Raw genomic sequence first — 19,357 nt, forward strand, 5'->3', positions numbered from 1 at the left:
GGTCACCGCCAACCGCTTCTGGAGCCAGATCTTCGGGATCGCCTTCTCCAACAAGCGCTGGCTGCACTTCTTCATGCTGTTTGTGCCGGTGATGGGTCTTTGGACCAGCAGCATCGGCATCATCGGCTTGGCCCTCAACTTGCGCGCCTATGACTTCGTGTCACAGGAGATCCGCGCTGCTGAGGACCCTGAATTTGAAACCTTCTACACCAAGAACATCTTGCTGAATGAAGGTCTGCGTGCCTGGATGGCACCGGCTGACCAGCCGCATGAAAACTTCGTCTTCCCTGAAGAAGTTCTGCCCCGCGGCAACGCTCTTTGATCGAAGCTTGGTTTTGATATCCGAAATCACCCTCAGCGCCCCCACGGGGGCGCTTTTTTATTGGCTAAATTTCGCGAGTTCTGTCAGCAGTGATGTGGCAAAGATCTGGACCTTCGGGTGCTGATCCTGCCGAATGCATCGCCGGCTGGCTCCAATCCCCAGAGGAGGAGGTGCCCGTGAGTTCCAGTTGTTTCACCCAGGGTCTGCTGATCGCGGAGAACGCCGGCTGATTTCGGCGCCTGATTCCTGATCAAACGGTTCCGCGCCATAGCGGACCCGGCGAGAGCCCCCGACGAGCCCCGTGCCCGTCGGGGGCATCGTTTTTGGGAGCGCGTGTCATTGTGCGCAGTGGCACAGGGCCAGGTGCTGATGTTGTGATACGGGGTGATTATGTGTTCGGCGCATTGCGCCATCTCGTGTGAGGAACCCATGAAACTCTTTAAGCAACTCCTGGTTGCACCTGCAGCCCTTGGTCTGCTGGCCCCCGTGGCCGCTACCGCAGCTGAGCTCAACTTGGACGGCGTCAACAAGTACGCCTCCGAGGAGCAAGTCACCAGCATCTCCCAGTTCTCTGACGTCAAGCCCACAGACTGGGCTTACCAGGCTCTGTCCAACCTGATCGAGCGCTACGGCTGCGTCGCTGGTTACCCCGACGGCACCTACAAGGGCGCCCGGGCCATGACCCGCTTCGAAGCAGCTGCTCTGCTCAACGCTTGTCTCGACCGCGTCACCGAAGTGACCGACGAGCTCAAGAAGCTGATGGCCGAGTTCGAGAAGGAACTCGCCATCCTCAAGGGTCGCGTTGACGGCCTCGAGGCCAAAGTGGGCGAACTGGAAGCTAACCAGTTCTCCACCACCACCAAGCTGAAGGGTATCGCCACCTTCACCATCGGCGGCGCTTCCAACGGTTACGTGGGTGCTTTTGCTCCCGTTACTGTCAACGCCAATAACACGCTTCAGCAAGCTGCCACCATCGTCAGCGGCCAGCAAGCTGAGAAGGTCGCCTTCAATTACGACGTCCGCCTGATTCTCGACACGAGCTTCACCGGTAAGGACCTGCTGCGCACCACCCTGCGCTCCGGTAACTTCGGTGGCTCCGTGTTCGGTGCCAACGGCTCCGCTCTGCTGGAAACCGCCTTCCAAGAGGAAGCTGGCTCTGATGTGGTCAGCATCGACCGCCTCTTCTACCAGTTCCCCATCGGCGAAAACTTCACCGGTACCTTTGGTGCGAAGGTGCGTCAGGACGACATGCTGGCCATGTGGCCCAGCGTCTATCCCACTGACTCCATTCTGGATCGCTTCACCCTGGCCGGTGCCAACGGTGCTTACAACCTCAACCTAGGTGCCGGTGCCGGTATCTGGTACGAGAAGGAAGGCTTCAGCCTGAGCGTCAGCTACGTCTCAAACGAGTACGCGGCTCCCTACAGCTACCAACAGAACACCGTTGTTAACGGAGTTACTACTGGTGGTGGTCTAGGTGATGGCAGCACCACCACAGTTCAGGTTGGTTACGCAGCCAAAAACTGGGGTGCTGCTTTCGCTTACAACTACACCGAAGCTGCCTCCATTCTTGGTGGGATCACAGCTTTCCCCACCGAGGTCAACGTCTACAACGTCAACGGTACCAACAACTACGGCTTCAGCGCCTATTGGCAGCCTGAGCAGGCTGGTTGGTTGCCTTCGATCAGTGCAGGCGTTGGTGCCAGCCAGTACAACGGTTCTAACTCCTCCGACGACACCTGGTCCTGGATGGTTGGCCTGCAGTGGGCTGATGCGATCATCAAGGGCAACGCCTTCGGCATCGGCCTGGGCGAGAACAACACCGACGTCAATCAGTTCGGTCTGGAAGTCTGGTACAAGTTCCAGGTCACCGACAACATCAGCGTCACCCCCGCGATCTTCTGGATCGAGAACGGCGGTTTCGACTACAGCGCCCGTACTACGGACGACAGCTTCGGCGCACTGCTGAAGACCACCTTCAAGTTCTGATCCTCAGAACACAACTGGGCCGGATTCCTCACACATTTCCGGTCCTTTCGTTCTCCACTTCTCAACACACACCTCGATCAACCCCGGCTCACCCCGGGGTTTTTTGTTGGGCAGCCGCAGCGATATCCGCAGGCAGTGGGGCTTGAGTTCCTAAAGTCATCAACAATTCCTTTGCTTGCGGAGGCCTCGCCCTGGCTGCTGCTGAACCCACTGCCGATCCTTATCGCGTGCTGGGTGTTTCACCCACTGCCAGCGGCGCTGAAATCAAGGCCGCCTACCGTGCCCTGGTGAAGCAGCACCACCCGGATGCTGGCGGCGATGACCGCACAATCCTGGCCCTAAATGCAGCCTGGGAGGTATTACGCGATGCCGATCGCCGCCGCCGCCACGACCTCACAGCGCCCACCTCTTTAGATCCTGCTGGCGCCAGCTTTTCCGTGAAGCGGGCCCGTGCTCAGTCCACACGCAGCGCTGCCACTGATGCCGTGTTGCAGCAGTGGTTGCAGCAGGTGTATGCGCCTATTGATCGGCTTCTGGCTCAAGTGATCAACCCATTCCCAGCCCAGCTCAAGGCCCTTTCCGCAGATCCCTACGACGACACCTTGATGGAGTCATTCTGTGCCTTTCTCGAGCAGGGCCAGGCCCGCATCGACAAGGTTGAGTTGATCTACCGCTCTCAGGTATGTCCACCAGGGGGACAAGCATTTGCCCTTGATCTTTATCACTGCCTCAGCTTGGTGAAGGACGCTCTCACTGAACTGGAGCGCTACACCATGGGATACGTGGATTCATATCTGCACGACGGTAGGGAGCTTCTCAAGCAGGCTCGACTGCGCCGTCAGTCATTGCAGTCCCAGCGGCGGGAGCTGGCTGGTTGAGCTGATTTAACTTGGCGTAGGTTCAATTTGCGCGGCAATGACTGCCTCTGGAGAAAAGAGGGCCGCTAAAAAGCCTCCTAGTGCCATTATCAGGAGGCAGAAGTAAAACGCTGCAAATAAAACGGTGTGGGTTGTTAATGGGAAAAGCATTACTAATAATGTGGCTGCATAGGGTGCTGCCATTCTTTGTCTTTCGTGGCACGCCAGCGCAAACCAGCGCCAGCCAAGTGCTATTGCTAGCAGGAGGCCGCCAAGGCCAATTAACCCTGTTTCGGCTGTTAATTCTAGGTAAATGTTGTGGGCATGGGTGGGCTTGTCTCGATGGCCATGGGGAGTGAGCTGGGCGTATAGCGGGTAGGCAGGGCGGAATGCATTGATGCCAACTCCGGTAAGGGGGCGATCTTGAATCATTTTCAGCCCTGCGTCAATAAGAAAAGCTCTGTCGGAGGTGAAGCGGTTTAAAGAATTAAACAGTCGCTTGCTTGATTTGGCATCGCTTGGATTTTCGCGTAGCTCCTGAAGTGAGGCGACCATTTCGCTTCCGGAGGAGATCATCCAGTTCGACCGTTGTTGCAGGGTTGGGGCAAATGGATACACAGCAACCACGATTGCCACTAAAGCCGCTGCGCCAATCAGGCGGGTGCGCCTACTCCACAGAGTTGATAGCGCAATCAGGCCAACAGCCAGTAGTAGAAGATTATTACGCTGACCTGAGAGAATCACCGTTATTACAATTCCACTTAGTAGGGCAATGGCCCAGCGATGTCGTTGTTTTAGAGGCTCCCACAGCACCAGTGGGGTCATTGCTGCCACGATTATGCCAAAAATGCCGTTGGTAGTGAACGGCCCATTAATCATCCCCTCCGCTTTTGGCGTGATCCCAAATACATCTGCGCCGGTGAGAGCTTGCAGTAGGCCATCGCCGATCCAAGCGGCAATCACTATCACTAGACCAGTCTGCAGCCAGCTGTGATCTTGCTGGCGGCGGAGCCCGTAGAGCACGCTCAGGCCGGCCAGCCCAACCAATACAACTGAGGCGATTTCACCCCAGCTTTTGCTAGGAGCTAGTGATGTGGGAATTGATAGCAACCCTGGAATCAGCAAACACAGCAGCAGCAAACCCAGCCGTTTGGCAGGTTCAGCAACCGCTCGCCATTCGCCGCGCCAGGTAAGGGCTAAGCCCAGTAGGGCTGACCCCACCAACGGCACCCGGTATTCCCCCGGGAAGGGCTGCCAGGCCACCATCAGGAGCGCAAACAACCGGCAAAGATTGGTCAGAGTCAACGCTCTACCAAGGGTGCCAAAGGTCACAAAGCTGGAAAGTCTGTTCAAGCAGGAAAGGCCTCCAGCTGATCCAGCCGCAGCCACACATCCGGCACCGGCCTTCGCCAGCGCAGCTGGGCATAGTCGCCCTTGATAGCAAGAATTTCGCCAGGACCTTCAATCAAGTAGCCCGGCAGTGCATCGCTCGCGTTGGCTTCCATGCTGCCGCTGTAAGCAGCTCTATTGACCCGCACCAGGCTGCCCTTCTTTAAGGGCGTCTGGGCTACTGGTGCTGGGGCGGCGTCAGCCATGGTGAATTTGTTTGTTGGCTCAGGCTAAGGCGCTCTGGGCAGCCCCTCCCAATTGCAACCGCCTAGCCTCCCTCAAGCTGTTAGGTCTGAAATGCGGCTGCTGCTGCTGGGTTGTTCGGGGTTTGTAGGTCGCGAGCTGGTGCCTTTTCTGCTCGAGCTAGGCCATGAGCTAACCCTCGTGAGCCGTCAGTCCCAGCCCTTTCCGGCTCTGGTCGGTAAGAGACTGGCCTGCATACGCCTAGATCCGGCCGATGCGGCCAGTTGGGCTGATAACGGCCTCGATAGGGCCCTCTCTGAGGCGGAGGGTGTCGTGAACCTCGCCGGTGAGCCGATCGCTGAGCGTCGTTGGACCCCTGGCCACTGTCAGCTGTTGCTGCAAAGCCGCGTTCGCACAACTGAGCTGCTGGTGGCTGCCTTGGCGCGGCTGGAGCAGCCCCCCGCAGTGTTGGTTAATGGTTCAGCCGTGGGCTTCTACGGCTCCAGTACGCAGACGCGCTTCATCGAGACCAGTCCAGCCGGGAGCGATTTTCTGGCCGAGATCTGCCAGCGCTGGGAAGCGGCCGCTGATCAGGTTCCAGCTGCTTGCCGGCTGGTGAAGCTGCGCATAGGCATCGTGCTGGGCCCCGATGGTGGTGCCCTCGGCAAGATGATGCCCATCTTCCGTTTGGGTTTCGGTGGGCCGGTCGGTACCGGACGCCAGTGGATGAGCTGGATTCATCGCCACGATCTCTGTCGCCTGATCGCTACGGCTCTTGAGGATGGCGCCTACAGCGGCGTCTACAACGCCGTTAGCCCGGAAGCCACCACCATGGGCCTGTTCGCCAGTGCCTTAGGCAAGGCCCTAGGGCGCCCCAGCCTGCTGCCCGTGCCGGGGCCGATCCTGCAGCTGCTGCTTGGCGACGGGGCCCAGGTGGTGCTTGAGGGCCAGCAGGTGCTGCCCGAGCGCTTACTGGCCCAGGGATTCACTTTTCAGTATCCCCAGCTCAGCGCTGCCCTCGCCGCTGCCACCAACCCAGCACCCCGCTGAGCAGGGCAGCTCCCATCAACAAGCCAATTGCCGGGGTAAAAAGCGGTTCCCACAGCCGCTGAAACAACTCCAGGGGGGCTTCGATGTGTTGGCTGTGCAGGGTTACGGCCACCGCAAACCAAATTGCCCCGGCAATCACCACAAACACATCCACCACCAGCAGGGTGTCCATCGATCCCTTGAGTTGCTGCAGCAAGCCTGGAGGGGTAGGTGTGGTCATGGCAGCTCAGAGGCCTGATTAGGGCACAGCATTGCCATAATCGCCGCTGCCATCGCCTGGCTGCCGCCGGGAGCGCCGATTCGCTCCAGGCCAATGGAGGCTAGGGACTGGCGTAGGGCTGGTCCTTGCTTGTGATCGCTTTGCTGCTCCAGCAGGCCTTGGGCTAGCAGGGCACTGGCCCTCAGGGTTGCATCACTGCCGCTGCTGCCGGGGGCGCAGTGCACGCCTGGGCCAAGCAAGCGGCGCTGGGCTTCAGCAAAGCCCGCTGTGAATTGGGGGCCCTGTCCCACCAGCTGCAGCACTGGCTTGCCTAGCCCCACGGCCTGTTCGGCGGCGGTGCCAGCCATGCACAGCACCAGCTGGGAGGAGGCCAAGATCTCCCCAAACTGGCCCCAGCCAAGTTCAACTGCCAGGGGGCCGCGCCCCAGCCGGTCGCTTGCTTCGAGCCGCCAGCCCAGGGGGCCGGCCAGCTTGGCAACGCGACTGCCGTCGAGCTCGGACACCAGGGCGGCGCGTAGCCGCAGGGGGTGGCTGCGCGCCCATTCCTCGGGCAGCAGGGCCAGCACCCGCAGCATCAGAGCGAAATTGCGCGCCGCTTCCGGCAGGCGGCTGCCTGGCACCAGCGCCAGCTCCAATTGCAACGCCGGCAGTGGCAGTGATTCGCTTGTGGCGGCGCTCACCACGTCGAGGAAGGGATTGCCGAGGAAGACCACGGCACGGTTCAGTTGCTGGCTGAGGTCGCTGGCGGTGAGGGAATCGCGGCTCCAGATGGCTTTGATGCTTGCTTGGTTCAGCAGCCAGCCGCAGGGCCAGGGCAGGCGCAGGCGGCCTTCGTAGTGGCTGGAGTAAGCCACTAGATAAACGGCGCTGGGCAGGCCCGAGAGCCAGCTCCCCAGTACCGCGAGCACATCGCCCACGGCCACCACCAGGCCGTAGTGGCGGCGGCGGCGGCGCAGGAGCAATAGCCGGCCGAGCACATGGCCCATCTGGCCTTCCAGCAGCTCGCTGAGCCGTCCGCGCAGGCTGGTGTAGCCGAGGCCGCCCGTGCTGCAGCTGCGGGTGCGGCCCAGCACCGGCACGCCCCGCTGGCGATAGGGGCTGCCGTGACCCACCAAGGGCAGAGCCTCAACCGGAATGCCCCGCTGCATCAGCTCGGCAGCTACGAGGGCACCACTGAGGTCTTCCCCGTGGCCGTTGCTGAGTAGCAGAACCGGTTTCAACCCGCCAGCCAGGCCTTCAGCTTCTCCATGGCCTTCCAGCCTGGTTTGCGCACTAGGCCATCGGCGATCGACTTCTGCAGGTCGCCAGTCATCTCCGGCGCCATTGCCATTACCCGCTGCACAATTTCGACGTGTTCGCGGACCCCTTTGGCGCCCGTTTCCAGCATGGCCAGGCTCAGGTTGATGCGGGCCTGGGGGTCCTGGGGGTTAAGGCGCACGGCGGTTTTGGCGGAGCGCAGGGCTGCTTGGGGCTGCTCATCGAGCAGCTGCAGCCAAGCCAGGCAGGTCCATCCCGCCGACTGGTTGGGGGACTGCTCGGTGATAGCGATGAAGCTATCGATCAATTCAGCCGGTGCCACTCCCTCCTGGTAGCGCTGCATGGCCTGCTCGAACAGGGACGGTACGTCTGCTGAGGTCATAGGGAGGCGGCTTGCCTGGTCATCTGCTCAGATTGCCACCCGATGGGCATTACACCGCAAACGAGCTGCCGCAGCCGCAGGTCTGGCTGGCATTGGGGTTGGTGAAGTTGAAGCCGCCGCCGATTAGGGCACTGGAAAAATCCAGCTGCATTCCGTAGATGTAGAGCAGGCTCTTGGGATCGCACACCACCGCGAAACTGGGAGCATCGGCGGGTTCGTAGGTGTAGTGCTCGTCATCGCCCTGGATCGCGCTGGCATCGATGAAGTCCATCGTGTAGCTCATGCCGCTGCAGCCCCCGGAGCGCACGCCCACCCTCAACACCTTGGCCTCGCCCTGCTGGTTCATCAGAGCCCCCAGCTGCTTCATGGCCGGTTCGGTGATCAGGATCCCCTTCCCGTCTTTGGCGGTGAAGGTGGGTTGGGCCTGGGCTGCAATAGCAGTGACAGTTTCGGTACTCATCAAGATCTACGCCAGTTGCAACCACTGTATGGAGGCTCCCCGTTCGCTGCCTGGCGGAGTGTCTCCATAGAGTCAGCGCACTACTGAGGGTTGAAAGGGTGCAGGTCGCCATCGTGGGAGCGGGACTGGCCGGTTTATCTGCGGCGGTGGATCTGGTGGATGCCGGCCACCAGGTGGATCTCTACGAGGCCCGGCCGTTTCTGGGCGGCAAGGTGGGCAGCTGGGTGGATGAGGGCGGCAACCACATTGAGATGGGGCTGCATGTGTTCTTTTTCAACTACGCCAACCTCTTCGCCCTGATGCGCAAGGTGGGGGCGATCGACAACCTGCTGCCCAAGGACCACACCCACCTGTTTGTGAATACTGGCGGCGATCTGCGGGAGCTCGACTTTCGCTTTGCCCTTGGCGCTCCCTTCAACGGCTTGAAGGCCTTCTTCACCACTCCCCAGCTCGACTGGATCGACAAGCTGCGCAATGCCCTGGCCCTAGGCACCAGCCCGATCGTGCGCGGCTTGGTGGACTACGAGGGGGCCATGAAGACGATCCGCGCCCTGGATCGGATCAGCTTCCAGGAGTGGTTTGTGGGCCATGGCGGCAGTGAGCAGAGCATTAAGCGGATGTGGAATCCGATCGCCTATGCCCTGGGCTTCATTGATTGCGAGGCGATCTCGGCCCGCTGCATGCTCACGATCTTCATGATGTTTGCCTCCAAAACCGAGGCCTCCAAGCTCAACCTGCTCAAAGGCTCGCCCCACCGCTGGCTCACGGGCCCGATTCTCGACTACATCCAGCAGCGCGGCGGCCGGCTGCATCTGCGCCACCGGGTTACGGAGGTGCATTTCGAGGAGGGGGCAGCTGGCGTCGATGGCCAGCCCGCTACCCGGGTGAGCAGCCTCACTCTCGGCACCCCTGAGGGCGATGTCTCCGTAGTCGCAGAAACCTATCTGGCCGCTTGTGATGTGCCTGGTATTCAGCGAATGCTGCCCCAAGCCTGGCGCCGCTGGCCCCTATTCGACAACATTTACAAGCTCGACGCGGTGCCGGTGGCCACCGTGCAGCTCCGTTATGACGGCTGGGTAACCGAGCTCGGTGATGGCGCCGCCGCCACCGCCGCCCGAGCCGATCTCAGCAGCCCCGCTGGCCTCGACAACTTGCTTTACACCGCCGACGCTGACTTCAGCTGCTTCGCCGATCTGGCCCTGGCTAGTCCCGAGGATTACCGCAAGCAGGGGCAGGGCTCCTTGCTCCAGTGCGTGCTCACCCCAGGTGATCCCTGGATTCCCAAGAAAACCGAAGATATCGTGGCCCACACCGACGCCCAGGTGCGAAGCCTGTTCCCTTCGGCCGCGGGCCTGAAGCTGGTGTGGAGCAACGTGGTGAAGCTGGCCCAGTCCCTTTACCGCGAGGCTCCAGGCATGGAGCCCTACCGACCAGAGCAAGCCACGCCAATAGCCAATTTTTATCTGGCCGGTAGTTACACCAAGCAGGATTACATCGATTCGATGGAAGGCGCCACCATGAGTGGGCGCTTAGCCGCAGCTGCGATCCTGGGAAGCCAGGCTGCGCTGGCCACCAACACCTCTGTTTCATAGGAGATTCCATGGGCCGTTGGCTTGAGCACAGCGTCACCACAGAGATCCGGGCCTCGGTGGATCAGGTGTGGGAGGTATGGAGTGACTTGGAGGCGATGCCCCAGTGGATGCGCTGGATCGAGTCGGTTGTAACCGAGCCGGGCGATCCCGATCTCACCGATTGGACCCTGGCGGCGCAAGGCTTCCGCTTCCATTGGAAAGCCCGTATCAGCCAGCGGGTTGAGGCCCAGCAACTGCACTGGGAGTCGGTGGGAGGCCTGCCTACTAAGGGTGCGGTGCGCTTCTATTCCCAGGCGCCCGAGCTCACGGCGGTCAAGCTGAGCGTCAGCTATGAACTGCCCGGGGTCTTGGCACCATTGATGGAACCAAGCATCCTGGGGGGAATTGTGACCAAGGAGCTTCAGGCCAACCTTGACCGATTCCGTGATCTCGTTGAATCCCGCAACCCCTAAGTTCCTCGGCTCTGCAATCGCTGCAGCCCTGCTGCTGGCCTCGTGCTCTGGGGAGAAGCCCCCGCAGGCCTCCAGCCAGGCAACCCCGCCGCCTAAGTCGCAGCCGGCACCCCCAGCACCAGCGCCTGTTGGGGCACCGGCTCCCTTGGCGGGGCTGACACCCCTGCCCAGCTCCAACCAGGTGGTGGCTTCCGTTTCGTCAGGGCGTGTTGATCCATTTGCGCCCCTGGCGACTCCCGCAACAGCTTCCTCTGCCCGGCCGATACTTCTCCGCCTCCCCCCTGGCTTGATCTTCAACGGCGTGATTCGCTCCGGCGGCACCCCGGAGGCTCTGGTGCAGTTCGGTGCGGAGAGCGGCACCTTGCGGGTCGGTCAGAGAGGCGGCAGCACCACGGACTACAGAACCACGGACTACCGAACCACACCCCTACTGCCGGCGGGTTGGAGCGTGGCCAGCATCGATGTTGAAAATGGTCGCCTCACCCTGCGTCAGGGCAAGCAGGCGGTGACGGCCGAGATCTGAGGCTGCGGCCGCAGGCCTCCACCAGTCCGCTCAGGTCATGGGGATCGGCTTCAGCATCGACGCGGCCGAGTAGCTGCCGGCAGCGCTCGCTGGTTTGGGGTCCGATTGAAACCACGGCCACCCCCTCCAGCTGGCTGCTCCAGCTGGGCCCGAAAGCCCCTTTCAGCAGCTGGCAGGTGTGGCTCACGGTTTTGCCGCTGCTGAAGGTGATTGCGTCGAGGCGCCGTTGCTCTAAGGCGGCCACCGCAGCGCTGGGTAAACCCTCTGGACAGCCGGTTTCGTAGGCGGCAACTTCAACCACCCGGACACCAGCAGCGGCGAAGGCATCCGCTAGCAGGGTGCGGCCGCCGCTCTGCACCCGGGGCAGTAAAAGGCGCAGCCCCCAACCCGAGACGGGAAAGTGCTCCAGCAGGCTGTCGGCCACAAAGCTGGGCGGGATGAAGTCGGCGGGCGATCCCAACGATTCGAGCTGCGCCGCGGTTTTGCGGCCTACCGCAGCGATCTTCAGGTGGCTGGGCCGCCGTGCCAGGGAGCGGCCGATGCGGCGCAGCCGCTGCTCCACAGCCTCAACGCCGTTGCCACTGGAAAAAACCAGCCAGTGGAAATCATCGAGTTCGGCTAGGGCATCGTCGAGGGGCCCCCATTCATCTGGTGGGGTCACCACCAAGGCAGGTAGGTCTACCACCGTGGCGCCAGCGGCTTTAAACAGGCGACGGGCTTCACCTAGCTGGGTTTCGGCCCTGGTCACGGCGATGCTGCGGCCGCTCAGATAGGAGTCAGAAGCCATGGCCAGGGGGATCACTGGTCATCCAGCTTGACCATGCTGCCCGCCTGTTGCCGCAGTGCTTCCGCTTCGCTTTGCCGGTTTTGCTGCTCCAGCAGGGCGATCGCCTGGCGGAAGCCGCTGCGGGCCCCTGGCACATCACCGCTGAGCAGCAGGGCAACGGCCAAGTTTTGCTGGGCGGCGGCCAGGCTTGGATCGCGCTCCAGGGCTGAGCGGTAGGCCGCGATTGCCGCCGGCAGCTGGCCGCGTCGCCGCTCGCTAATCCCCAGGTGCAGCCAGCCGAGTGCCAGTTCGGGCGCTGCTGCGCAGGCCTGGCGGCACAATTCGCAGGCCTCTTCCAGGGCGCCCTGGCTCGTGGTGCCGGGCTCTTGCAGCAGGGCGGCCAGATTCAGCCGGGCCGCCAGGGTGAGCCGCGGCGGCAGGGGTAGCTCCAGGGCCTGGCGGTATAGCTGGCAGGCGTGCTTTGGGTCGCTGCTGCCCAGGGCGATCGCCAGGTGCAGCAGCAGCTCGTAGCGCTCGGGGTGGCGGCTGGCTGGGCACCGGGCCAATCCCTGCTGCAGCAAGGCGATGCCGCGTTCGCGGTTGCCCTCGCTCACCTCCAGGCTGCCGAGCTTGGCGCAGGCGTAGGGATCTCCTGGGTGGGCGGCCAGGTCGGCCTCCATGGCCTGGCGCAGCCGTTTCGCCTTGGCGCCGCTGGCCAGCAGATCACTGCGGTAGCCATCGTGGGCCAAGGCAGGCACAGCGCAATCCGCCAGATGCCAGTGGGGCTCCTTTTCCAGCAGGGCCAGCACGCTGTCATCCACCATCGAGTGGTAGGGCCGGCTCCAGTGGATGGCTGGATGGCGGCGAAACAGGCGGCTCACATTTGAGTAAGGCGACTGGGCCGCCCCCAGCTCCTGCCGCAGCAGGTTGATCAGCAGCAGGTCTGGCTCGACCATCAGGGCTTGGAGCGGCTGGCGGGCTTCTGGCAGCAGCCACTCGTCGGCATCGAGAACCAGCACCCAGTCGCCTTTCACGTGCCCCAGGGCCTCATTGCGGGCCGGCGCGAAATCCCCTGGCCAGGGCAGCTGGTGCACCACCGCACCGCAGCTCTTGGCGATGGCGATGGTGGCATCGCTGGAGCCGGTGTCCAGCAGCACCATCTCATCGACGAAGCCCGCCACCGAGGCCAGGCAGCGCTCCAGCCGCTCGGCTTCGTTGCGCACGATCATCGAGAGACTGAGCATGGGCCGGATGGGGACGGGGCTGGAAACAGGCAGCTTGGCTCCGGCTCAGTCGGTGAAGCCAGCGCCCGCTTCAGTGTCTCCCAGCCCCAGTCCACTGCCCAGTCTTTGGAGAGCTTCGGCCTGCGCCAGGGGCATCTGGCCGGGGCTATAGACGCCAGGGATGCCCGGCGGCAGCAGTGGGCGCAGCTCCTCCCAGAGGTAGGGGCTGCCATACACCACCAGCCCCGCCAGTCTTTCGGCTTTTGCTAATTGACGCAGTGCCGCAGGCCAGGGCTCGGCGCTGCCGGCGCTGCCTCGGAAGGGATTGCCCCGCACAAACAACTGCAGCAGCACGGGCCCAGGGCCGAGCCGCTCCATGGCGAGCGGGGCGTCGGTGTCGGTGCCCCAAGGGCTGGGGCTGCGGCCCTCCAGCAGCAGGGTGCGCCAGCCGCGGGATTCGGGCCGAGCCAAGGCTGGAGCAGTGGCAGTTAGCACTGCAGCGGCTGCGGCCAAGGCCGAGTCGAGCCTGATCAGATTGATGCCGGCCTGGGGGGTGGCGGCGCCGCTGCTGCCCGCCGTCTCCATGGTGGCCCGCACCAGCTCCAGGGCCAGGACCTGGTTGGGTTGGGCGGCCGCCTCTGGATCGGCAACGGCCAAGGCCGCTTCAGGCCCAGCGCAGCGCTCCAGGGCCTGAAGGCGGCGCTCGGCACTGGCTTCCAGCTGCTCAACATTGAGCCGGCCGCTGGCCACCGCTTCAGCGATGGCGGCGATGGCGGCATCCGCATCGGCGGGCATCAAGACCAGATCGGCCCCGGCTTCCAGGGCCAGCACGGCCGCCTCCCCGGCGCCGTAGCGCCCGGTGATCGCGTCCATCACCAGGGCATCGGTCACGATCAACCCACCGAAGCCCAGCTGCTGGCGCAGCAGCCCGGTAAGCACCGGCTTGGACAGGGTGGCTGGCCGCTCTTGATCAAGCTCCGGCAGCATCAGGTGGGCGGTCATCACCGAGGCCACTCCAGCAGCGATCGCCTGTTGAAATGGCGGTAGCTCGATCGCCGCCAGCCGCTCGCGGCTGTGGGGCAGCAGGGGCAAGGTGATGTGGGAATCGCTGCTGGTGTCGCCGTGGCCTGGGAAGTGTTTGGCGCAGCCGAGCACCCCAGCTGCCTGCACGCCCCGTACAAAGGCCGCTGCCAGCGCCCCGGCTGTGGCTGGATCTTCCCCCCAGGCCCGCACATTGATTACCGGGTTGGCCGGGTTGTTGTTGACATCGCACACCGGCCCCAGCACCCAGTTGAGCCCCAGGCCCCGGGCATCTCGGCCCGTGCACTGCCCGTAGCGTTCGGCTAGCTCAAGCGCCTGTTGGGGCTCGCGTCCGTAGAGGCGCCCCAGGGCTAGGGGTGGCACCAGCCAGGTGGCGCCGTCGAAACGCTGGCCCACTCCCTCCTCCACATCGGCGCAGAGCAGCAGCGGCTGACCGGCCCAGCGGCGCAGCTGGGTGCAGCGCAGGGCCACCTCGGCGGCGCTGCCGCCAAGCAGGATCACGCCGCCCACGCCAGCCTCCAGCAGGCTGCGGAGCTTGTTGTTAGGCAGCTCCCAGCGGGGGTAGCCGCGTTGGTGGTCGGCGAGTTTGCCGCTGCCGCGCACCACGATCAGCTGGTGGATCAGGCGCAGCAGGGCTGGACCGACGGTTTGGGTCGCGCTTGGTTCAGAGATCACTGGCTTCGGCGGGTTCGCCCTTCTCCTGCCGCTCGTCTTCTAGGCGATTGAGCAGCCCCAGCACTGTGGTGCCCTTTTCGATGCCTCGATCGAGCACAAACACCACCTCAGGGGTGCGCCGCATCTTCAGCCGCCGGCTCAGCTCACCCTTCACGAAGGCGCTAGCCGAATGCAGGCCTGCCATGGCTTGCTCCTTGTCGGAGTCGCTGCCGAAGACGCTCACAAAAATTTTGCAGTGCTGCAGATCGCCGGCCACTTCAACTGTGGTGACGCTCACCATCCCCTGGTTGACCCGCTCGTCCTTGATGCCGCCAATCAGCAGCTCACTAATTTCGCGGCGGATCAGGGAGGCCACCCGCTCCACCCGTCGGCTCTGTGCCATGGCTATGCCAGCGGTGCTGGGTTCACCATCGCATGCAGGATCAGCCCCAGGCTCAGGAGGCCGCTGACGCCGGCGCCAATCAGGGCAACCGCCGTTACCGGATTGCGGCCCCGGGCCGCCAGCGGTTCGAACACCGAATTGGCCACACCCAGGCCAAAGGCCACCAGGTAGCGCGGGTAGCGCGTCACATTCAGGAAGAAGTCCTTCATCGCCCGGGGTGGTCGGTCCTTGCTGCTTGCTGGCTACTCTGCCGCCCAGAGGTCAGGTTTGAAGCATGGAACTGCACCAGTTCAGGCATTCGGCCTTTTGCGAGAAGGTGCGGCTGGTGTTGGCAGCCAAACGGCTCGACTACACGGTGGTCGAGGTCACGCCCGGCTTGGGCCAGCTGGAACTCTTCCGCCTGTCGGGCCAGCGCCAAGTGCCAGTGCTGCTGGATGGCAGTGAAGTAATTGCCGATTCCACGGCCATTGCCCTTTATCTAGAGCGGCATCACCCCGAGCCGCTGCTGCTGCCCGAGGCCCCGGCCGAGCGAGCCCGGGTGCTGCTGATCGAAGACTGGGCCGATACGGCCCTTGCTGCCGGCTGCCGGCTTGCCCTGGTGCAAGCGGCGGCTGTTGATCCGCTGTTGCGCTCCGCCCTGCTGCCCGACTCCACCCCCGGCCCCCTGCGTCAGCTGGTCAGCAACCTGCCCGCAGCTGTCATGGCGGGCGTCGGCGAGGCGGTGGCAACGGTGGTGGGCAGCGCTGAGCGCCAGCAGCTGCAGACGAACCTCGAGCAGTTGGCTGTGCTGGTTGCCGATCAGCCCTACTTAGTGGGCGATCGCCTCACCCTTGCCGATCTGGCTGTTGCCGCCCAGTTGGGGCTGCTCAAGTTTCCCGCCAGCAGCGGCGCCCCCCTGGCGGGCCAAGGGGTTAGCGGCATCGCCGACCACCCGCTGCTTGAACCCCTGTTCAACTGGCGGGATCGGATTGCGCTGGAAGCGGGTCGGGGCTGAGCGGCGTCAGAGTTAGTTGGAAATGGCCGCTGCTGCTGGCCGCGGCAGCCAGGCCCAGAGCCGGTGAGGGATAGCTGGCTTGCCACTGTTCGGTTGTAACCGTGCCGTCTGGGTTTTGGCTGTAGTGGCTCAGGGTTTCTACCCGGCTAACCCGGGGGGCGCCGGGGCCGTGCAGTACCTGAAGGGCCAGTTCGTCAGACCAGAAGCCGGTGGGATTGGGCGACTCGCTGCGGCGTCCCACCACCGTCGATTCCAGTTGCTGATCCCCCGCCAGCAAGGCGATCTGGCGGTTTGGGTTGGCCGGATCATTGCGCACTTGCAGCAGGGCAGCGCCCAGCAGGGCCCGGCCGATCGCGGTGGCATTGAAGGTCCGATCGCCCACCACCGCTCCGCCTGGGTCGGGGCTGAAGCGCACCTCGTAGTCCAGGGCATCGCTGCGCACCTGCCAGCGCCCGGCCATCCAGTCGGGGTAGCTCAGGTCTTGGTGGCCGGCTCGAGCTGAGGGTCGATCTAAGGGAGCGGGTAGGCGCCACTCGGGCCAGTGGGCGGCCCGTTCTGCCAGCACGCCCGGCCCCATCGCCAGCAGCAGCGCCAGGATGGGTGCCAGTAGGGCTCCAGTCATGTCCGATCCCCTGTTGCGGGAGCTTGATCATTACGTGGTGCTGGAGCCAGGTGGCGGCGAGCGGATTCTCACGGCGGCCGAAACCCTGGCCTGGCTTGAGGCCCGGCTTGCCAAGCTGGAGCCGGTGCCGGCAGATCTGGCCGGTCTCTCTAGCCCGGGCCTGCAGGCCCAGCGACTGCTGGAAACCGCCTGCGAACTGGAGTTGGAGCCTGGCCTAACGATTCAGTGGTTTGCGGTGCGGATCGAGCCGCCCGGCTAGGGGGGGGTACTCAGTTCAGGGATGGCGTGATCTGGCCATCGGCCTGGCGCAGCTCCACCGGGGCCTCAGGCACCGCTGCTGGGTCTTTGAGAATGGCTGGCAGATCGGCCAGCACCTGCTGGGCCACTTGGGCGGGGCTATCTCCAGACTGCTGCACCCGCAGGTCGGCCTGGGCATAGAGCGGTTGCCGTTGGGCCAGCAGCTCGCCTAGGCGGGCGCCGGGATCACCGGCCTGCAGCAGGGGCCGGGGGGTGGAATCGGCGCGCAGGCGTTGCAGCAGCAATGGCGCTGGCGCATCTAGCCACACCACCACCCCCTGGCGCATATGGCCCCAGTTCTCGGGCTTGGTCACCACTCCACCTCCGGTGGCCACCACCAAGGAATGCCAGCCGGCGATCTGGCCAAGCACCGCCGTTTCCAGTTCTCGGAAGCCGGCTTCGCCGTCAGTGGCGAAGATTTCGGGGATGGTGCGGCCAGCAACCTGCTCCAGGGCATCGTCTGCATCAAGGAAGCGGTAGCCCAGCGCTTCGGCCAAGGGGCGGCCGACGGCGCTTTTACCGGCGCCCATCATGCCGATCAAATAAACGTTTAGCCCTTGCAAGCGCTGGGCCAAGCTTGGCGATGGGGGTCTATTCATGGCGGGGTTTTCCTGGTTCGACGCCTTGGCCCTTGCCCGTTTCTAGGATGGTGAGCCACTGACCCGGGCGATGACGGCTACTGCAACAGCGTCAGGCTTCTCGCCGAACCCGACCAGCTCCAGCCACGGGCGGGGCCGCCCCTGCGTAATTACCAGGCGGGCCACCTTTAGTGCCAGTCATCGCTACTGGTTGCCGGAGCTCAGCGCTGAAGAGAATCAGGCCCGCTTCGGCCCCTGCAGCCTGGCCCCCGGCCACGGCCACAACTACACCTTGGTGGTGGCGATGGCTGGTCCGCTAGATGCGGACGGCATGGTGCTCAATCTCTCTGAGGTGAAGCACGCGATCCGCTCTGAGGTGACGGCCCAGCTTGATTTTCGCTACCTCAACGAGGCTTGGCCTGAGTTCGATCTGGATCGTCCTGAGGGCAAGCTGCCCACTACTGAAGCCCTTTGCCAGGCCATCTGGACCCGCCTTGCCCCCCAGCTGCCCCTGGTGGGGCTGCGTCTGCACGAAACCGACACGCTCTGGGTCGACCTGCTCGCCCCAGGCTCTGCCCCAACCCCCATGGAAGCCTTTCTCTCGATCCGCACCCACTTCGCCGCCGCCCACCGCCTGGCCCGGCCCGAGCTCTCCCAAGGCGAAAACGAAACCATCTACGGCAAGTGCGCCCGGCCCCATGGCCACGGCCACAACTACCTGCTCGATGTAACCGTCCGAGGCCCGATCGATGCCCGCACCGGCATGGTCTGTGATCTGGCGGCTCTGCAGCAGCTCGTCGACGACCTGGTGGTGGAGCCCTTCGACCACACCTTCCTAAACAAGGACGTGGAGCACTTCGCCAGCACGGTGCCTACAGCTGAGAACATCGCCCTTCACATCGCCGACCTGCTCAGCGCCCCAATTGCAGCCACCGGCGCTCGCCTGCACAAGGTGCGCCTGCAGGAAAGCCCCAATAACGCCGCCGAGGTGTTTGCTGAAACTCCCCAGCTGGAAATGGTGCCCGCGGCGCTCGAAGCCCTGGTGGCTGGCTGAGACCCGTGCTGCGGCTGGTGCTGGCCGTCAGCCTGGATGGCCGCTTGGCGCCCCCGCAAGGTGGCGCTGCCCATTTGGGTGGAGTTGGGGATCGTCAGGTGTTGGAGGAGGCCCTCGCCTGGGCTGATGGCTGCCTGATCGGTGCCGAAACCCTGCGGTGCCATGGCAGTACCTGCCTAATTCGTGCGCCTCACCTGCTGGCCGAGCGAGCAGCCAGCGGCCGCGTTGAGCAGCCGGTCGCCGTAGTAGTGAGTCGTAGCAACGATTTTTCCCCGGATCTGCATTTCTGGCAGCAGCCGCTGCAGCGCTGGCTGCTGACACCCAAGCGATCGCCGCTAGTCCCGGCTTTTGATCGTCGCCTGGATCTAGAGAGCTGGGGTGTGGCCCTGGCTGCCCTGGCGGATCAGGGGCTGGAGAGGCTGGTGGTGCTGGGCGGTGCGGCCCTTGCCGCCAGCCTGCTGGCCGAAGGCTGGATCGACGAGCTGCAGCTGACCCTTTGCCCTCGGCTGCTGGGCGGACCCCATGCCTGGTTGCCCCTGGAGGCCGCAGTTCAGGCTGGGGAGTGGTGCCTGCAGGAGCACCGGCGTCTGGAGGGTGAAGAGTTGCTGCTGCGCTACCGCCGCGTCTTGGCGAATCCCTGAGCCAGCTCCCGCAGGGGAATCTGCTGGAGGGTGTCGGCGGGCAGGCCCAGCATGCGGGCCAGGCAGCGTTTCAGCACTACTTCGCTGTCGGCGCCGAAGTCGCCGCGGATCAGATCTCCCAGCACCGCCAAGCCCCGTCCACTCGAGGCGGTTTCCTCCACTAGGCACTGGCTGGTGGGGCGGGCCAGCTGGGCACAGGGAGCTTCCAATTTGGCGGCCAGGCTGGCATTTCCGGCGGCTGCGGTTTCCACGCAAACGGTTTTCAGCCGTTGCTCCAGTTGGGGGCGGACCAGCTGCAACACCGGCAGCAGCAGGCTCGTCAGCAATACGGGGGCGACCAGTACTGGAGCGAACAGTTGCACCGGAGTTGCCAGGGCACGGAACGATTGAGGCACCAAGGCGGCGCAG

General features: G+C 63.9%; 25 protein-coding genes and 1 pseudogene. 12 read left to right on the forward strand and 14 right to left on the reverse strand.

The features are described 5' to 3' along the window. The 4 genes and pseudogenes from KBZ22_RS12940 to KBZ22_RS12955 form a co-directional block, all read left to right on the forward strand. Window positions 1–322, forward strand: a pseudogene (locus tag KBZ22_RS12940) (photosystem II D2 protein (photosystem q(a) protein)); the annotation flags it as partial. Window positions 323–414: 92 nt separating this feature from the next. Next, a complete protein-coding gene (locus KBZ22_RS12945; protein WP_254960823.1) occupies window positions 415–552 on the forward strand; it encodes a hypothetical protein in 138 nt (45 codons plus the stop codon). Between the two features lie 199 nt (window positions 553–751). Next, the gene (locus KBZ22_RS12950) at window positions 752–2,311 is read left to right on the forward strand and encodes an iron uptake porin (protein WP_255022274.1); all 1,560 of its coding nucleotides are present in this window, start codon (window positions 752–754) and stop codon (window positions 2,309–2,311) included. A gap of 227 nt (window positions 2,312–2,538) precedes the next feature. Then, window positions 2,539–3,189 (forward strand): J domain-containing protein, encoded by a 651-nt coding sequence (locus KBZ22_RS12955; protein ID WP_254960825.1) that lies wholly within the window; start codon window positions 2,539–2,541, stop codon window positions 3,187–3,189. A 6-nt stretch (window positions 3,190–3,195) separates the two neighbouring features. Here KBZ22_RS12955 and KBZ22_RS14360 read toward each other — a convergent pair whose 3' ends face one another. Continuing rightward, window positions 3,196–4,500 carry an O-antigen ligase family protein gene (locus tag KBZ22_RS14360; RefSeq protein ID WP_255022275.1) on the reverse strand — a complete coding sequence of 435 codons (1,305 nt, stop codon included), beginning with the start codon at window positions 4,498–4,500 and terminating at the stop codon, window positions 3,196–3,198. A gap of 17 nt (window positions 4,501–4,517) precedes the next feature. Then, window positions 4,518–4,763 carry an NAD(P)H-quinone oxidoreductase subunit O gene (gene ndhO, locus KBZ22_RS12965; RefSeq protein WP_255022276.1) on the reverse strand — a complete coding sequence of 82 codons (246 nt, stop codon included), beginning with the start codon at window positions 4,761–4,763 and terminating at the stop codon, window positions 4,518–4,520. Window positions 4,764–4,854: 91 nt separating this feature from the next. Here ndhO and KBZ22_RS12970 point away from each other — a divergent pair, with 91 nt between their 5' ends. Continuing rightward, window positions 4,855–5,790, forward strand: a complete 936-nt coding sequence (locus KBZ22_RS12970; RefSeq protein WP_255022277.1) for a TIGR01777 family oxidoreductase — start codon at window positions 4,855–4,857, stop codon at window positions 5,788–5,790. Here KBZ22_RS12970 and KBZ22_RS12975 read toward each other — a convergent pair. From KBZ22_RS12975 to KBZ22_RS12990, 4 genes are all read right to left on the reverse strand, one after another. After that, window positions 5,747–6,010, reverse strand: coding sequence for a hypothetical protein (locus KBZ22_RS12975; protein ID WP_254941830.1), 264 nt, complete (start codon window positions 6,008–6,010; stop codon window positions 5,747–5,749). The two genes, KBZ22_RS12970 and KBZ22_RS12975, sit on opposite strands and share 44 nt — an antisense overlap. Then, complete coding sequence (locus KBZ22_RS12980) at window positions 6,007–7,230, reverse strand: lipid-A-disaccharide synthase-related protein (protein WP_255022278.1); 1,224 nt, start codon at window positions 7,228–7,230, stop codon at window positions 6,007–6,009. Before KBZ22_RS12980 ends, KBZ22_RS12975 begins: the two co-directional genes overlap by 4 nt. After that, a complete protein-coding gene (locus KBZ22_RS12985; RefSeq protein ID WP_255022279.1) occupies window positions 7,227–7,610 on the reverse strand; it encodes a hypothetical protein in 384 nt (127 codons plus the stop codon). Before KBZ22_RS12985 ends, KBZ22_RS12980 begins: the two co-directional genes overlap by 4 nt. A gap of 88 nt (window positions 7,611–7,698) precedes the next feature. Beyond that, complete coding sequence (locus tag KBZ22_RS12990) at window positions 7,699–8,109, reverse strand: iron-sulfur cluster assembly accessory protein (RefSeq protein ID WP_255022280.1); 411 nt, start codon at window positions 8,107–8,109, stop codon at window positions 7,699–7,701. Window positions 8,110–8,207: 98 nt separating this feature from the next. On the opposite strand from KBZ22_RS12990, the gene zds reads away from it, so the two are divergent. From zds to KBZ22_RS13005, 3 genes are all read left to right on the forward strand, one after another. Continuing rightward, entirely contained in the window at window positions 8,208–9,701 is a 1,494-nt protein-coding gene (gene zds / locus KBZ22_RS12995; protein ID WP_255022281.1) for a 9,9'-di-cis-zeta-carotene desaturase, read from the forward strand. Window positions 9,702–9,709: 8 nt separating this feature from the next. Further along, window positions 9,710–10,153 (forward strand): SRPBCC family protein, encoded by a 444-nt coding sequence (locus KBZ22_RS13000; RefSeq protein ID WP_255022282.1) that lies wholly within the window; start codon window positions 9,710–9,712, stop codon window positions 10,151–10,153. A gap of 286 nt (window positions 10,154–10,439) precedes the next feature. Continuing rightward, the gene (locus tag KBZ22_RS13005) at window positions 10,440–10,676 is read left to right on the forward strand and encodes a hypothetical protein (RefSeq protein ID WP_255022283.1); all 237 of its coding nucleotides are present in this window, start codon (window positions 10,440–10,442) and stop codon (window positions 10,674–10,676) included. On the opposite strand, the gene KBZ22_RS13010 is transcribed toward KBZ22_RS13005, so the two are convergent. Genes KBZ22_RS13010 through KBZ22_RS13030 form a run of 5 tightly spaced genes read right to left on the reverse strand, consistent with a single transcriptional unit; the run spans window position 10,633 to window position 14,972 of the window. Further along, complete coding sequence (locus KBZ22_RS13010; protein ID WP_255022284.1) at window positions 10,633–11,463, reverse strand: uroporphyrinogen-III synthase; 831 nt, start codon at window positions 11,461–11,463, stop codon at window positions 10,633–10,635. The genes KBZ22_RS13005 and KBZ22_RS13010 overlap by 44 nt on opposite strands. Before the next feature lie 11 nt (window positions 11,464–11,474). Next, window positions 11,475–12,686: a glycosyltransferase gene (locus KBZ22_RS13015; protein ID WP_255022285.1), complete on the reverse strand. Its 1,212-nt coding sequence runs from the start codon at window positions 12,684–12,686 to the stop codon at window positions 11,475–11,477. A gap of 45 nt (window positions 12,687–12,731) precedes the next feature. After that, window positions 12,732–14,381, reverse strand: coding sequence for a glycoside hydrolase family 3 N-terminal domain-containing protein (locus tag KBZ22_RS13020; protein ID WP_396112121.1), 1,650 nt, complete (start codon window positions 14,379–14,381; stop codon window positions 12,732–12,734). Next, a complete protein-coding gene (gene rbfA / locus KBZ22_RS13025; protein ID WP_255022286.1) occupies window positions 14,371–14,763 on the reverse strand; it encodes a 30S ribosome-binding factor RbfA in 393 nt (130 codons plus the stop codon). The genes KBZ22_RS13020 and rbfA overlap by 11 nt, the downstream gene beginning before the upstream one ends. Window positions 14,764–14,765: 2 nt before the next feature. Continuing rightward, on the reverse strand, window positions 14,766–14,972 hold the full coding sequence (locus KBZ22_RS13030) for a DUF751 family protein (RefSeq protein WP_106633081.1): 207 nt from the start codon (window positions 14,970–14,972) through the stop codon (window positions 14,766–14,768). A 65-nt stretch (window positions 14,973–15,037) separates the two neighbouring features. Between KBZ22_RS13030 and KBZ22_RS13035 the strand changes: the two genes are divergently transcribed. Next, window positions 15,038–15,757 (forward strand): glutathione S-transferase family protein, encoded by a 720-nt coding sequence (locus tag KBZ22_RS13035; protein WP_255019945.1) that lies wholly within the window; start codon window positions 15,038–15,040, stop codon window positions 15,755–15,757. On the opposite strand, the gene KBZ22_RS13040 is transcribed toward KBZ22_RS13035, so the two are convergent. Further along, window positions 15,714–16,379 carry a DUF6816 family protein gene (locus KBZ22_RS13040; protein WP_255022287.1) on the reverse strand — a complete coding sequence of 222 codons (666 nt, stop codon included), beginning with the start codon at window positions 16,377–16,379 and terminating at the stop codon, window positions 15,714–15,716. The genes KBZ22_RS13035 and KBZ22_RS13040 overlap by 44 nt on opposite strands. Between KBZ22_RS13040 and KBZ22_RS13045 the strand changes: the two genes are divergently transcribed. Then, on the forward strand, window positions 16,378–16,638 hold the full coding sequence (locus KBZ22_RS13045) for a chlororespiratory reduction protein 7 (RefSeq protein WP_254941818.1): 261 nt from the start codon (window positions 16,378–16,380) through the stop codon (window positions 16,636–16,638). The genes KBZ22_RS13040 and KBZ22_RS13045 overlap by 2 nt on opposite strands. A gap of 10 nt (window positions 16,639–16,648) precedes the next feature. Here the strand turns inward: KBZ22_RS13045 and KBZ22_RS13050 are convergent, their stop codons facing one another. Next, the gene (locus KBZ22_RS13050) at window positions 16,649–17,275 is read right to left on the reverse strand and encodes a shikimate kinase (RefSeq protein ID WP_255022288.1); all 627 of its coding nucleotides are present in this window, start codon (window positions 17,273–17,275) and stop codon (window positions 16,649–16,651) included. Between the two features lie 70 nt (window positions 17,276–17,345). Here KBZ22_RS13050 and KBZ22_RS13055 point away from each other — a divergent pair, with 70 nt between their 5' ends. Continuing rightward, entirely contained in the window at window positions 17,346–18,308 is a 963-nt protein-coding gene (locus tag KBZ22_RS13055; protein ID WP_254999676.1) for a 6-carboxytetrahydropterin synthase, read from the forward strand. 5 nt (window positions 18,309–18,313) lie between these two features. After that, on the forward strand, window positions 18,314–18,949 hold the full coding sequence (locus tag KBZ22_RS13060; protein ID WP_255022289.1) for a dihydrofolate reductase family protein: 636 nt from the start codon (window positions 18,314–18,316) through the stop codon (window positions 18,947–18,949). Here the strand turns inward: KBZ22_RS13060 and KBZ22_RS13065 are convergent. Next, window positions 18,922–19,344: a hypothetical protein gene (locus KBZ22_RS13065; RefSeq protein WP_254999674.1), complete on the reverse strand. Its 423-nt coding sequence runs from the start codon at window positions 19,342–19,344 to the stop codon at window positions 18,922–18,924. The two genes, KBZ22_RS13060 and KBZ22_RS13065, sit on opposite strands and share 28 nt — an antisense overlap. Window positions 19,345–19,357: the final 13 nt, after the last annotated feature.

Origin of the sequence: Cyanobium sp. L1E-Cus, from assembly GCF_024345755.1 — a bacterium.
Lineage (GTDB): Bacteria > Cyanobacteriota > Cyanobacteriia > PCC-6307 > Cyanobiaceae > Cyanobium_A > Cyanobium_A usitatum.

Coding starts and splice junctions, on each gene's coding strand:
- KBZ22_RS13000 (WP_255022282.1), top strand. CDS start 9,710: ATGGGCCGTTGGCTTGAGCACAGCGTCACCACAGAGATCCGGGCCTCG.
- KBZ22_RS12975 (WP_254941830.1), bottom strand. CDS start 6,010: ATGACCACACCTACCCCTCCAGGCTTGCTGCAGCAACTCAAGGGATCG.
- rbfA (WP_255022286.1), bottom strand. CDS start 14,763: ATGGCACAGAGCCGACGGGTGGAGCGGGTGGCCTCCCTGATCCGCCGC.
- KBZ22_RS13010 (WP_255022284.1), bottom strand. CDS start 11,463: ATGGCTTCTGACTCCTATCTGAGCGGCCGCAGCATCGCCGTGACCAGG.
- KBZ22_RS13050 (WP_255022288.1), bottom strand. CDS start 17,275: ATGAATAGACCCCCATCGCCAAGCTTGGCCCAGCGCTTGCAAGGGCTA.
- KBZ22_RS12985 (WP_255022279.1), bottom strand. CDS start 7,610: ATGCAGCGCTACCAGGAGGGAGTGGCACCGGCTGAATTGATCGATAGC.
- KBZ22_RS12945 (WP_254960823.1), top strand. CDS start 415: ATGTGGCAAAGATCTGGACCTTCGGGTGCTGATCCTGCCGAATGCATC.
- KBZ22_RS13015 (WP_255022285.1), bottom strand. CDS start 12,686: ATGCTCAGTCTCTCGATGATCGTGCGCAACGAAGCCGAGCGGCTGGAG.
- KBZ22_RS13055 (WP_254999676.1), top strand. CDS start 17,346: ATGACGGCTACTGCAACAGCGTCAGGCTTCTCGCCGAACCCGACCAGC.
- KBZ22_RS12970 (WP_255022277.1), top strand. CDS start 4,855: ATGCGGCTGCTGCTGCTGGGTTGTTCGGGGTTTGTAGGTCGCGAGCTG.
- ndhO (WP_255022276.1), bottom strand. CDS start 4,763: ATGGCTGACGCCGCCCCAGCACCAGTAGCCCAGACGCCCTTAAAGAAG.
- KBZ22_RS13045 (WP_254941818.1), top strand. CDS start 16,378: ATGTCCGATCCCCTGTTGCGGGAGCTTGATCATTACGTGGTGCTGGAG.
- KBZ22_RS13035 (WP_255019945.1), top strand. CDS start 15,038: ATGGAACTGCACCAGTTCAGGCATTCGGCCTTTTGCGAGAAGGTGCGG.
- KBZ22_RS13040 (WP_255022287.1), bottom strand. CDS start 16,379: ATGACTGGAGCCCTACTGGCACCCATCCTGGCGCTGCTGCTGGCGATG.
- KBZ22_RS12950 (WP_255022274.1), top strand. CDS start 752: ATGAAACTCTTTAAGCAACTCCTGGTTGCACCTGCAGCCCTTGGTCTG.
- KBZ22_RS12990 (WP_255022280.1), bottom strand. CDS start 8,109: ATGAGTACCGAAACTGTCACTGCTATTGCAGCCCAGGCCCAACCCACC.
- KBZ22_RS13030 (WP_106633081.1), bottom strand. CDS start 14,972: ATGAAGGACTTCTTCCTGAATGTGACGCGCTACCCGCGCTACCTGGTG.